The organism is Streptomyces sp. NPDC058620 (assembly GCF_042717135.1).
Lineage (GTDB): Bacteria > Actinomycetota > Actinomycetes > Streptomycetales > Streptomycetaceae > Streptomyces.
Genome location: NZ_JBHXQO010000051.1, coordinates 1 through 12,094 on the forward strand (window position 1 = coordinate 1; position 12,094 = coordinate 12,094).

The following is a 12,094-nucleotide window of genomic DNA, read 5'->3' on the forward strand; positions in this document are numbered from 1 at the left end:
GCGGAAGCTCCGCTGCAGCACCACCCGGATCACAGCCGCCGTCCGTGCCGTCGTCGCCCTCGAACTCGCCACCTGATCAAGATGGAAAAGGCTCATGGCCTCGCCGGTGTTCGCGAGGAAACACAGCAGCGGATGAAAGCCGAAGCCGCCTTTGTAAGCGGGCGCGGCCTGTTCCTTTCCGAGTGGGAGGTGATCAGCGTGGCGTCGAGGTCCAGGACCAGGAAGGGCCCGCCGGCCTGGACGGCGGGTATGCCCTGGCCGGTCTCGGCGGCCTGCATCCAGGCGATTTCCCGGGCTGGGCGCGGGCCGCTCGCAGCGAAGCGAGTACTACCCCGTCGGTGTCGGCGAGCAACCGCCAGGCGGTGGGCGTGGAGGCGACCGGTCCGAATACCTCGCCCTGGTCCAGCAGCACGGCCAGATCCGCTATCGCCTCACCGCCGTCGGCGAGCATCACCGCGAGATCGTGGCGGTCCGACCTGGATCGTGCCCGGTGCCACGCGGGCGCAGCGGCCTGAGCGCAGTGGAGTAGGCGGTGGTCAGACCGGTGGCATCGGCAAGATCCGCCATCAGACGTGCGCCCGCGTGCCCGACCACCCCCGAACCGTCAGTGGAGACGTGGAGCTTGGGACGAGAACCGATACCCTGCACGCAGAGAGTGCCTTCCGCTTGGACCGACAGAACCCCTCGACAAGGTTCATCGTCCCAGCTCAGGAAGGCACTTTCGTCTTTCCTCCCCGCTTCCGGCCTCATCTCAACCGAAACGGCGAGTGCCCCGACTTTGTAGCCAAGGAGGAACTGAGAACCTGGATGGATCTGCCCGTTGTGTCATCCAGGGTGTGGTGACCTGATCGCGGTGAGCAGCAGGGCGATGTCGTCGGCCCGGTAGGAGGAGCCACGGGCGTTGTGCAGAAGCCGGTCGGCGAGTTCGTCCAGTGAGTCCGCACGGGCGTGGGCCAGGGATGTTCGCAGGCGGTCGATGCCCACGTCGATGTCGGTTCCGGGTTCCTCGACCAGGCCGTCGGTGTAGAGGGCGAGGACGGACCCCGGCGGGAGGGCGATCCGGGTTTCGGGATAGGTGCTCGCGCGCTCCACGCCGAGGACCGGTCCGATGTCCAGGTCAAGGGCATCGGTCGTCCCGTCGGGACGGCGGAGCAGGGGTGGGGGGTGGCCGGCGGTGACGGCGTAGGCGTGGTGGCTGTGTGCTTCGAGGTGGATGTAGCAGCAGGTGGCCAGCAGCCCGGGGTCGAGGTCGAATAGGGTTCGGTTGACGCCCGCCATCGCATCGCCGGGCGTATGCCCTACGGCTGCGAAGGCCCGTACCGCGCTGCGCAACTGGGCCATGGTGGCCGCGGCGGCGATGCTGTGCCCCTCCACGTCTCCGATGACGAGACAGACTCCGCTGTCGGTGGGGATGACGTCGTACCAGTCGCCGCCGATGTCCATTCCGCTGGTGCCGGGCAGATAGCGCACCACGGTATGGATGCCCGGGACTATCGGGAGCCGGTGCGGCAGGAGCGCCTGCTGCAGGCCGCGCGCGAGGGCGAACTCCGAGTCGTAGAGCCGCGCTCGTTCCAGAGCCTGGGCGATCAGCCCGGCGAGAGCGGTCAGGACGCCGCGGTCCTTCTCCGTGAACGGATGGATCTCGTCGAAGCCGAGGACGCAGGTGCCGACAGGGTGGCTGGAGGCGATCAGTGGCAGATATGCCCAGGAACTCACCTCGCCCGTTGGGATGCCCGGGTAGCCCCGGGAAAGAGCCTGTTGCGACTCGATGAAGAGCGGGGTGCCGGACGTCAGGGTCTCCGTACCGGGCAGGCGGGCGTGCAGCGGTACGCCCTCCAGCCATTCGAGGAAGTCTTCGTGGCCGCCGGTGTGAAAGAGCAGGTGCATCGTTCCGTCGCGGACCACATAGATTGCCAGCCGCTGGCCTCCGAAGGCAGGCAGGAGCTGGTCGGCGACGACTTCACAGACTTGGTGGGCGGTGACCGCCTCGGTCAGCGCGCTGCCCAGCTGCAGGACGTGATACATGACGCCCAGACGCGCCGGTGCGGTCGCTGTCTCGGGCGGGGAGGCGGATGGTGTCGATGCCGGGGGCGGCTGACCGACAGGCACGACCCGGGCGGTCACCCCGTCCGCCTCCGGGTGGAGGGAGAAGGCGAGCCACCGGTCGGGTGAGCGGCAGGCCACGAAAGAGGCCGGCGCCTGGGAGATCATCGCGGACCGGTGCCGGTACTCGATGTCGGGATCGGACAGCCACGGCAGTACGTCCCAGAGGAAATGGCCCAGCAATTCGTCGGCGGAAACCCCCAACAGCTGCAGGGCGCTGTGGTTGACGTAGGTGACCCGCCCGTCGGGGGCGAGGGAGAACAGTCCGTCCCGCAGCCGCTCGACCGCTGCGACGGCCACCTGGCCGGCGCGGGCGTCCACCACCGCGCCGACCAGGTGGGTACGTGCCCGCATGTCATCGGCCTTTGGTACGCGGCCCCACAACTCGACGGTGCGGTACCCCTCGCCGCCGTGCTCGTAGTCCCGCAACCGCAGGCGTCTGCTGGTGATCCGGCCTTCCACGGCTGCCTCTCGGGCGCAGGACCGGAAAGCGGCAAGATCGCCGGGGTGGAGGCGGGAAGCAAGCGTTTCGGCTCGTCCGTCGAAAGCACGCGGGTCGAGGCCGAAGATCGCGCAGAGCTCGTCGTCCACGATGAAGGCGCCAGAGGCAAAGTCCCATTGGAACAAGCCGACCCGCACGGCCGCTGCCGAGGGAGCCGGGGTCTCGACGGCAATCGTTTCCGGGTCGCATTCCACAGGCTTGCCGGTACGGGCGCAGAGTGCGGACAGGGAGTCACCAAGTCGGTTGGCGACGCTCCGCAGGTGGCGGCGCTGGGCCTTGGACAGCCCTTCGCTGCCGGAGGATGCCGCCCAGACGATCGCCAGGGATCCGAAGGTCTCCCTGCCTGTGCCCACCGGCACAGAGCAGGAGCCGAAGGCGTACGGGAGAGCCACCGCGAGCTGGGGATACCGGCGCATCGTCTCCTCTGCGTCGGCCAGGTGGACAGTGCGCCCGGAGCTGTACGCCGCGGCAATCGGGATGGGACTGTTCACCGGAATGAGGCGCCAGCCACCGAGCAGGGAGGGCGGCACCCCACACGTCGCGGCCAGCACGACCGACCGGCGATCGCGGGAGCGGAGAAAGACGCTCCCCGCGTAGGCGCTGGTTCCTTCGACGGCTTCGACGACGGCTGCAGCAAGTAGATCCTCACGCTCCGCCGTCTCGCCGACGGTCATTCCGTGCATGCTTCCAGTGTGCGCAGGTCCAGCACAGGTCAGCCCGACCGCAGCGGCAACCCAGGGTGACGCACCGCTCGCAGATCGCAGCTCCCGCGCGTGAGCACCAGTGGGGAAGCCCAAGTATCCCCGCCCTCCGTCGGCGAGATCGGCCAGCAGGCGGGATCCTGCGTGGCTGACCACTCCGCGACCGTCGGCAGAGACGACGAGCTTGGGACGCGACCCGGTAGTGCGGCAGAAAGTGCCTTAGAGGTCCTAACAGAAGCCTCTGATGGTGTGACTGTCGGCTTGGATGCTCGTTGGGCTGTTAGTGGGGAAGAGAGAGTCGCGTCCGTGGATCGTCTCGGACGCACTGTGGTCGCTGGTCGAGCCGTTGCTACCTGTTCCGGGACCGAAGCTGGTAGCCGGTCGGCCGAGGGTGCCTGACCGGCAGGCACTATGCGGGATCCTGTTCGTGCTGCATACCGGGATCCAGTGGGAGTATCTGCCGCAGGAGCTGGGCTTCGGTTCGGGCATGACGTGCTGGCGCCGGCTCGCTGCCTGGAACGAGGCCGGCGTCTGGGACCGGCTCCATGTCGTGCTGCTGGCCAGGCTGCGTGCGGCTATCAGTTGGACTGGTCGCGGGCGGTGATCGACTCCTCCCACGTCCGGGCTGCTCGGCGGGGCCCAAAAGCGGTCCCAGCCCGGTCGACCGCGCACGGCCGGGCAGCAAGCACCACATCCTCGTCGACGGTCAGGGCGTCCCGCTCGCAGTGTCCCTGACCGGCGGAAACCGCAACGACGTCACCCAGCTGATGCCGTTGCTTGCCAAGATCCCGTCGGTCCCAGGGCTCGTGGGACGGCCACGTCGACGGCCCGACATCCTGCTCGGTGACCGCGGCTACGACCACGACAAGTACAGCCGCTTGGTCTGGGCTCGGGGCATCAAACCGGTCATCGCCCGCCGCGGTGTTCTGCACGGTTCTGGCCTCGGAGCTCACCGCTGGGTTGTCGAGCGCACGATCGCCTGGTTCCACGGCTTCCGACGTCTCCGCGTCCGCTGGGAGAGACGTGATGACATCCACGAAGCCTTCCTCGGCTCGCCACCTGCCTCATCACCCACCGCCACGTCCAACGCCTTTGTTAGGACCTCTTACCCCCGCCTCGGGGTGACACCCCTTCGATTCATCGCCGCGGCCATGCGAACGCGGGCGAGCTGCAGGGCTGTCTGCGGTCAGCAAAGACGACTGTGGGGCCCGGATCTCACTCAGCGGGCCCCACGGGACCAGAAAGCCCTGGCCATCGGCTTCACCAGCGTACGGTCCGCTCCCGGCGGGCGCCGACGCGGCCCGGGCTTCGCAGCCGAGCGCTCTCACCGGCGCGGCGCGGCCCTGCGGCCTGCCGCGCCCCCTAGCCTCTGGCCTCATGGCTGACACGTTCGAGCACGCGCCGCAGGTATGGACGGCAGGGCAGCTGCGGTCCGCTCTCACCGCAGTTCCCGACGAGACCCTCATCCACGTCGGCGTGGCCGATGGGCCGGGCAACTTCACCGACGGCTACGACGAGTTCGTCCTGGTCCACGCCGAGCCTGCGGAGCAGGCAGACAAGACCAAGACCGTTCCGCAGCAGGTCCGCTTCACGCTCTTCGCCGACGCAGAAGCGGGCGCGTACTACCTCGACGAGGACTGACAGCGTCGGCCGCTCGATTACTGGCCGGGCGCGCGCCCGCCGGGCATGTTGTGCTGGTGGGCGGCCGACTGGGCCTGGTCGAGCTGATGGGGTGCGTGCGGCTGGCGTGAGGCCGCGGCACGGTCCTTGGGCTCCTGCACGGAGCCGGTCGCGCAGCTCTGCTGCGCGCTGCTCAGCGGCATCGGCGGCCGCTTCCATCCGCGCCCTCCTCATCGGCGGCGAGCTGGCCGAAATCGATGTCGGGGTGCGGGGCTGCGTCGAGGTCGGCGAGGTTGATGTACTCGGCGCTGTCCGGGGCCGGCCCGTCGGTGGGCCGCTGGTTCAGCTCGTCTATCAACCGCCTTTTGCGCGCGAAGGCCGCGGCCCACATGTCGGGGCTCGGGCTCTCGGCGGCCCCCTGCCGCGCGACTCGTCCCTCGCGCTGTTCCATCGGCGGCGGGACGTAGTTGGGGGTGAACGAACAGTTGGGGGCGAACGACTGGGCCAGGCCCTCGAAGCTCTCGTTCGCGGCGGCGGTGTAGGCCTGGTAGTCCAAGCGGTGGGCGCTGCCGGCGAGGCTGTCGAGGGTGGGGTCGCTGGAGTCGTGGCGGGCCACCAGCAGGTGGTCGACGGCGCGTGCCAGCTCCAACACGGGCTGGCGGACGGTGGGATCTCTCAGCATGTCGGCGTGGACAGCCAGAACGCTCCCGGGGGCGGGCAACGGCTGGCGCGCGGCGTCCTTGGGGGAGATCACGGTGCACTGCACGTCGGGCTGGAGCTTGGCGACGGTCGCGCTGATGTCGTCGTGCAGGACTGGCGCCTCCACGATGGTCAGCGGTGAGCGGCTGCGGGGGCGGCGGCCGTGGCCGCGGCCGCGGCCACGAGTGTCTCCCGTCCGCCCATGCCCTGGTCGTAGGCGATGAGGCCGCCGCCGCCGTCGGCGACGAGGGCCTGGACGGTCTGCACAACCATGGGGTGGCGCAGCATGGTGATGTCCAAGGGTCCTCCTGCGGCCGGTGGTTGTGGTGCCGTGAAGAGGCAGCATAGGGCCGCTGGTCGGGCCACGCTGCGTCGATGGCTGAGGTCTGTCCCGGGGTGGGGGAGGTGGGCCAGGCGCGCGTTCTGTGGGGCGGGACCAGTGCTGGCCCGCATGGCGGAGGAGTGGGCGCGGCCGTGGATGAGGCGGGATCGCGGACGGGCTGAGGGGCCTTCGCTGTGGGCCGGGGATGGGGTGGGCCCGCGAGGGGTGGTGGCGGGTCGACCTGCTCGCGGTGATGGCGCTCTTTGAAATCGGCCATCTCCTGCTCGGCGGTGCCTCCAGGCCTGATCAATGGATCTCCCCACATTGCCTGATAGCCAGCTGGCTCCAGGGGCAGGGCGGGCCTCGGCCGCGGACTGCCTGCTGACGGCGGCTTGCACCAGAGTCCGCGTAAGCGTGAGAGCTCGCACCTCGGAGGTGGTCCTTCATCGTGGTGCCCGCGCTCTTGGCGGTACGGCGGTCAGTGGGCGACTTTCAGCAGGGCTCAGATATGTGGCCAGTCCTGGCTTGCTGTCACCTCGCGTGCGATACGACGCCACTGGTCCTTTCCCCCGGGCAGGGGCCATGCCCAGGTCGGCTGTTCCGCGGTGTTCAGGTCGTGAAGGAGGCGGACGAGCTGTGGGCCGGCGGTGGCGGCACCGTGCGGTGCAACTGCAGCAGCGGAGGCTCGACGGATTCGGCGATCGCCGCGGCGAGCCGCGCGTGACCGTCCAACAGGACAGGTGGGAGCGTCCCCCCACGGGCCTGCTTGCGGTACGCCTTGACCCGGCTGTCGTCAGCATTGGGCATTGGCCGCAGCGGAAGGACCTCCCACGAATGAGAATGGAGGAACCAGTCGATGTATCCGTCCGGATGCCCTTCGACGAGCATCGAGCTCCAGTAATCGGCATGCGAGGTCTCGGCGTGGCGCCAACGCCGGAACGGACTGTCGCACGAGAGCAGCCACCGGCCCTCATGCAGAGGGCTGTCCGGCCAGTCGACGAGGTACTGAGCAAAGCGGTGAGCCCAGCGTTCCGGGCTGCCTGCCAGGGCACGCCCGGCATCGGCGCGCAACAGCGGAACGAAGGAGCGGTACTCATCGGTGCGCCAGAAGTCCACGCCCTGGAGTTGCTCGTCGACAACGGCGAGCAACACGGGCCGCGACAGCTGGGAGACCTGCAGTTGCGGCCCGGCACTGAGCACGCACAGCCCCGGCTGGTGGCGGTCCTGTACGTCCAGGGACATGCCCATCCACGTGCCGTCGTCCCTCGTGACATCGCTGCGCTGCACGGCGAGAGCGTAGACGGCTGCTGACTGGGCCCCGGTGGTACCCCTGGCCGCCCCACACGACCCCCTCAATCCACGACCTGGTGCCCCGGCCAGAGACACGCGAGGGTGCTCGCTGAAGTTCCTCAACCCGTTGAACGTCGGACCGAGTGAGGCGACGAGCGGCCCTGGCCGATTTCAGGGCTCTGACCGGACTTCCGTGATGTCCCGGTTCGCCCAGCCCTGGCCACAGCAGACCCCCGGTTTGGATCACCGGTGCGCCTATACGGGTCACTTCCGGGCGTCCCCCGAGCGAAAGACGCTCGGTAGGGGTAGGTCGCTTCGCGCAAGGTGACCTTGGGATCCGTTGGGAGATCAGCTGTGTACGCAGTAATTCGGCGTTACGAAGGAGTGACTGACTCTGCCGAGGCGGGACGCCGCGTGGATGAGGGATTCGTGCCTCTCCTCCGCCGAGTCCCCGGCTTCGTGGCCTACTACTGGGTGGACGCCGGGGACGGAGTGATGGTCTCTACCAGCGTCTTTGAAGACCAGTCCGGGGCCGAAGAGTCGATCGAGCGGGCGGCGGACTTCGTAAGGGACAACCTCGCGTCGCTGCTCCCCAACCGTCCTCAGGTCACGGCCGGCATGGTTGTGGCTGCTGGGTAGCGACCTACGAAGGGGGCCGCTGGATCCCAGCCACCTCCACTCCGACGACCTGGCCCTTCACGAAACTCCGGCCAGAGCCGATTCCAGAGATCCCCGTCAGCGGCCCCGGAACCCGGCTGAGCGGGACCCGGCAGGGGAGCGCCCGGCCGGGAAGCGGTGGTGTACTGGGAGGAGTGGGCCGTGGACCGCGGTCCGCTCCGGCACCTGCCGACAACCGATCCGGATCTGCCCATGCACAGTCTCCGAAGAGTTCCCCGGGCGCTCGCGGGCGCGATACTCGTGGCCCTGGCCGCAGGCTGCTCGGCAGCGACGGCCGGGCAGACCACAGCACCGGCCCCCGTCCTGGCCACACCACCGGCCGCACCGGCCGCACCGGCCGCACCGGCACCGGCCACAGGCCCAGCGCAGCCACCGGCCGACCGGGCCGATCCGCGGACCGAGACCGCGACGCTGTCCATCCCGTCGATCGGCCTCAGTGATCTGCGGGTGGTTCCGTACGAGGGGACGACGGACGACTGGCCGGGGACCCGTATCCAGAACCGCGGCGTCGCGGCCAGCCCGTACGGCAGGGACGGCGGCGTGGGTCCGGGCGAGGTCGGCAACTATCTCGTGACGGCCCACCGGCTCTCCGCGGGCGGCCCGCTGCGCGAGCTCCCGTCCGTCGAGAAGGGCGACTCCGTCTTCGTCACGGAGGGCGGCACGGTGTACGAGTACCGGATCACCGAGTCCAGGACGACCTCCTTCCGGTCCGAGCGCTCCCTCGCCGAGCAGCGCGCCGAGGTTCCCGGTTCCCCGGGGGAGAATCCGACCAAGGCGATGATCACCCTCTCTACCTGCGCCACGCCCGAGGATGACGCGGCGGGCAACTTCTGGCGGGACGACAGGGGCAATCCCGAACATCGCATCGACAGGATCGGCGTACTGGTGGCCTCGCGGCCGTCATGACGTTTCACAGGAGCGAGGCCCTCATGCCGAAGAGCAGGAGTCTGCTGGACGCGCTCCCCTCCGAGAGCCGGGCTCGCCGGGCGTCGCACGAGGGGCCAGGTCAGCGGCAGCCGACTCTTCCTCGAAATCCGGGAACGCGGCTACCGCGGCAGCCGCCAGGCCGTCCGCAAACACCTCGCCGCCCTCCGCGCGGGCAACGCCGAGCCCGTGCGGGCGGACATCCCCAGCCCCCGGAAGATCACCGGCTGGATTATGAGCCCCCGCGAAACCCTCACCGACCAGCAGGAAGAGCGCCTCCTCGAAGTCCGGCTTGCCTGTCCGGACATCACCCGGGCCTGCGATCTCGCCCGAGCCTTCACCGACCTGGTCCGTAACCGCCGCGGGTCCTTCCTGCTCGAATGGATCCGGCAAGCCGAGCAAGACGCCCCGAAACCGATGAGCGGCTTCGCAGGCTTCCTCCGCCAGGATCTCGACGCCGTCACCGCCGGACTCACCCTCCACTGGAGCTCAGGCGTCGTCGAAGGCCACGTCAACAGGGTCAAAACGCTCAAGCGAGCCATGTACGGCCGGGCATCCTTCGGGTTACTGCGGACACGTATCCTCACTCAGCCGTAGTGCAGGCGGAGCGATTGGTGTTGGGGGCGCAATGACAGGGTCGGTAGCAGCATGGGCGCGAATCCGGCGTGCCCGCAGGCAGAGCTGGGATCCCGACATCATCCGAGGCCTTGGGATGCACGTCCCAAGAACAGCTCAGGACCGAGCCCGCAACCTCGTTGAGCAGCAAAGATGGCAAGAAGCAATCACAGAGATTCGGCGAGGCGACCGGATACGGCCGACGCGACGCGAGATGCATCACGCTGGCCCTGATGTACGGCTGGAAGATCCCGACTCCAATGCCACGGAGGCCCAGGCGCCTCCAACCCACGCAGCCCCATCAGCCCTGAGGTTGACCATCACGAAACTCCGGTCAGAGCCGATTTCAGAGATCCCCATCAGGGGGACATCCTCGCCCAGCAGACTCGACTCCACGGCCTTCGTTACGGTCACGTGCGCTCCTTGGTCGGAGCACAGGATCGGGCGAAGGCCGCCCGCGTGTCCGCTGAGCTGCGAAAACACGACTTAAGTTCGAGGACCGTTCGACACCGGGACGATAAACGACAAGCTACGGGTTGGGCGCAGCAAGGGGCACAACTACTGGTTACTGCCCGGCGTCCCCGAGGGCGCCGAGGGCGAGCCGTACTCGCTGATCCTGGTCAGTCGCAGGAGTCGGCGCCCTTGGGATAGGGCTTCAGGTCCGGGTATCCGAGGGTGACCCGGTCGCGCTCACGCTGGTTCTTGCCGAGCCGGAATATATAACGGTGCGCTCCGCGATGGCGAAGGATCCGGGCGCCAATGGCATAGAGAGCCTCGCGCAGCCACAGGGCAGGGTCGCAGCCGGCCGTGGGCGCAGGGGCTCCGAAGGACATGAGCTTCGCCTCGACCTATTCGTGACCTTGACGGGTGACGGGATGCGACTGGGGCAAGTCTCGGGGCTTCTGGCCCGTCACCTGGGCTACTCCGTGTCGTTGTGGATCTTGTCGATCGTTGTGTGCATCAGGACGGGATGGTGGCCTTTGTGGAGCGAACTCGGCGCGAGCTCGATGGCAAGGCTGTGATGGCGGGCGGTCCGGTGTTGCGTATGCGAGGTGTGTTCAAGAGCTACCGCAACCGTCCGGTCCTGCGCGGGATGTCGCTGGACCTCCACGCGGGCCAGTTGGTGGGCATCGTCGGCGAGAATGGGGCTGGCAAGAGCACGCTGCTGCGGATCCTGGCCGGCGATCTCACCGCAGACAGCGGTGTGGTGGAGCGGTCGGGCCGGCTGGGCTGTTGCCCGCAGGAGACCGTGCTCCACCAGGCGTTCACCGTCGAGCAGCATCTCCAGTTCTTCCAAGCCGCCTATGGCATCAGCCGTCTGTCCCGGGCCTATGAGCTGCTGGAGGAGCTGAACTTCAGCGGCTACCGGTACGAGCGGGTGGAGACGCTCAGTGGCGGCACACGCCAGAAGCTCAACTTGGTCCTGGCCTTGATGCACGATCCGCAGGTGCTGCTCCTGGATGAGCCGTATCAGGGCTTCGACTGGGAGACGTATCTACGGTTCTGGGACTTGGCCGCGGCCTTGCGGGACCGGGGCTGCGCGGTGCTGGTGGTCTCTCACCTCGCCTACGACGTCTCCCGCTTGGACATCCTGTACCGCTTGGACGGCGGGGTGCTGCGGGAGGCCGAGCGGACCGACACGATCGCGGTGGCCTCGTGAAGCGCTGGCAGACCTGCTTCGGTACGGCGCTGCGGTTCGCGCTGATCGAACAGGCCCGTAACCGGCTGGCTCTGCTCATCGTGCTCCTGTTCGTTCCGCTGTGGACCACTTTGGCCTACACCGTGGTGGCGCAGACACCGCTGCGGTTCTACGTCCGTCCGGTCGGGCGTTTCGTGGTCATGGACGGCAGTGTTCTGACCCAGGTGGTCGGGGCGCTGCAGGCTCTCGCGCTGGTCATCGCGTTCATGATGTTCGTCGCCACGGCCCGCTCCGCCGTCTTCGACGGGCGCCTGGTGCAGGCCGGCTTCCCGCGCTCCTGTCTGGCCCTGGCGAAGTGCGCCTCCCTCGTCCTGGTGGCGGCCGCGGTCGCCGTCTATGCCACCGCGTGGATGCACCTGTTCTGGCGGCCGGAGCAGCCGGTGGTGTTCGCTGCCGGGATGTTCACCGGGGCGCTGATCTACGGCAGCATCGGCATCGCGCTCGCGGCCGTGGTGCGCAGTGAGCTGGCCGGAATGTTCCTGGCCATCATGGTCAGCTCCATCGATCTGCTGCTCCAGAACCCCTTGATCAACCCGCAGTCGGACAGTGCCCTGGTGCGGTACCTGCCGGCCCACGCCGCGGTGCAGACCGCGGTGACGGCCGCCGGCCTGCACGTGATGCCTTGGAGCTGCCTGCTGCTGGGCTTCGGATGGGCGCTGGGCATGGCGGGACTCGGTATGGCCGCCTTCGCCGTGCGCACCCGCACCCGCCGGCCGGCCCGAGCATCGGTGCCGGGCGTCGAGGAGACCGCCTCGGCGCAGTGACCAGGGCTGTTCGGTGTCGTTGAGCCGGTGGACCGTATCGGCTCGACAGGTGTGGCGAGGGCAGGGGGACTTGGGTGTCCGAGCAAGACGTTGCGGTAGTGACAGAGCGGGAAGTAGGCCCGCTCCTTCGTGCCGCTTGCCCCGTTGACGCGCGCGTTGCGTGGCTCGTCAGTGACG

13 protein-coding genes and 1 pseudogene are annotated in these 12,094 nt (G+C 68.6%); 7 read left to right on the forward strand and 7 right to left on the reverse strand.

All coding sequences use genetic code 11. The annotated features are described in order from the left end of the window. Window positions 1-193: 193 nt before the first annotated feature. Window positions 194-454, reverse strand: a complete 261-nt coding sequence (locus ACFWSK_RS30375; RefSeq protein ID WP_383793100.1) for a hypothetical protein — start codon at window positions 452-454, stop codon at window positions 194-196. A 371-nt stretch (window positions 455-825) separates the two neighbouring features. Continuing rightward, entirely contained in the window at window positions 826-3,288 is a 2,463-nt protein-coding gene (locus ACFWSK_RS30380) for a SpoIIE family protein phosphatase (RefSeq protein ID WP_383793103.1), read from the reverse strand. Window positions 3,289-3,571: 283 nt separating this feature from the next. On the opposite strand from ACFWSK_RS30380, the pseudogene ACFWSK_RS30385 reads away from it, so the two are divergent. Both ACFWSK_RS30385 and ACFWSK_RS30390 read left to right on the forward strand, forming a co-directional pair. Beyond that, a pseudogene (locus ACFWSK_RS30385) lies at window positions 3,572-4,405 on the forward strand (IS5 family transposase). Window positions 4,406-4,683: 278 nt separating this feature from the next. Then, a complete protein-coding gene (locus tag ACFWSK_RS30390; protein ID WP_383793105.1) occupies window positions 4,684-4,947 on the forward strand; it encodes a DUF6225 family protein in 264 nt (87 codons plus the stop codon). Between the two features lie 17 nt (window positions 4,948-4,964). On the opposite strand, the gene ACFWSK_RS30395 is transcribed toward ACFWSK_RS30390, so the two are convergent. The 4 genes from ACFWSK_RS30395 to ACFWSK_RS30410 all read right to left on the reverse strand — a co-directional run bounded on the left by ACFWSK_RS30395 (window position 4,965) and on the right by ACFWSK_RS30410 (window position 7,234). Beyond that, complete coding sequence (locus ACFWSK_RS30395) at window positions 4,965-5,129, reverse strand: hypothetical protein (RefSeq protein WP_383793107.1); 165 nt, start codon at window positions 5,127-5,129, stop codon at window positions 4,965-4,967. Further along, window positions 5,120-5,752 carry a hypothetical protein gene (locus ACFWSK_RS30400; RefSeq protein WP_383793110.1) on the reverse strand — a complete coding sequence of 211 codons (633 nt, stop codon included), beginning with the start codon at window positions 5,750-5,752 and terminating at the stop codon, window positions 5,120-5,122. The genes ACFWSK_RS30395 and ACFWSK_RS30400 overlap by 10 nt, the downstream gene beginning before the upstream one ends. A gap of 5 nt (window positions 5,753-5,757) precedes the next feature. After that, a complete protein-coding gene (locus tag ACFWSK_RS30405) occupies window positions 5,758-5,925 on the reverse strand; it encodes a hypothetical protein (protein WP_383793112.1) in 168 nt (55 codons plus the stop codon). 631 nt (window positions 5,926-6,556) lie between these two features. After that, entirely contained in the window at window positions 6,557-7,234 is a 678-nt protein-coding gene (locus ACFWSK_RS30410) for a hypothetical protein (protein WP_383793114.1), read from the reverse strand. Window positions 7,235-7,651: 417 nt separating this feature from the next. Between ACFWSK_RS30410 and ACFWSK_RS30415 the strand changes: the two genes are divergently transcribed. The 3 genes from ACFWSK_RS30415 (at window position 7,652) to ACFWSK_RS30425 (ending at window position 9,436) form a co-directional block, all read left to right on the forward strand. Next, entirely contained in the window at window positions 7,652-7,876 is a 225-nt protein-coding gene (locus ACFWSK_RS30415) for a hypothetical protein (protein WP_267047436.1), read from the forward strand. A 231-nt stretch (window positions 7,877-8,107) separates the two neighbouring features. Next, window positions 8,108-8,821 carry a class E sortase gene (locus tag ACFWSK_RS30420; protein WP_383793180.1) on the forward strand — a complete coding sequence of 238 codons (714 nt, stop codon included), beginning with the start codon at window positions 8,108-8,110 and terminating at the stop codon, window positions 8,819-8,821. Between the two features lie 207 nt (window positions 8,822-9,028). Beyond that, on the forward strand, window positions 9,029-9,436 hold the full coding sequence (locus ACFWSK_RS30425; RefSeq protein WP_383793117.1) for a transposase: 408 nt from the start codon (window positions 9,029-9,031) through the stop codon (window positions 9,434-9,436). Window positions 9,437-10,074: 638 nt separating this feature from the next. On the opposite strand, the gene ACFWSK_RS30430 is transcribed toward ACFWSK_RS30425, so the two are convergent. Further along, on the reverse strand, window positions 10,075-10,287 hold the full coding sequence (locus ACFWSK_RS30430) for a hypothetical protein (protein ID WP_383793119.1): 213 nt from the start codon (window positions 10,285-10,287) through the stop codon (window positions 10,075-10,077). Window positions 10,288-10,475: 188 nt separating this feature from the next. On the opposite strand from ACFWSK_RS30430, the gene ACFWSK_RS30435 reads away from it, so the two are divergent. Together ACFWSK_RS30435 and ACFWSK_RS30440 are read left to right on the forward strand one after the other, a co-directional pair. After that, a complete protein-coding gene (locus ACFWSK_RS30435) occupies window positions 10,476-11,114 on the forward strand; it encodes an ABC transporter ATP-binding protein (RefSeq protein ID WP_383793183.1) in 639 nt (212 codons plus the stop codon). Continuing rightward, the gene (locus ACFWSK_RS30440) at window positions 11,111-11,917 is read left to right on the forward strand and encodes an ABC transporter permease (RefSeq protein WP_383793121.1); all 807 of its coding nucleotides are present in this window, start codon (window positions 11,111-11,113) and stop codon (window positions 11,915-11,917) included. Before ACFWSK_RS30435 ends, ACFWSK_RS30440 begins: the two co-directional genes overlap by 4 nt. The last annotated feature ends 177 nt before the right edge of the window (window positions 11,918-12,094 follow it).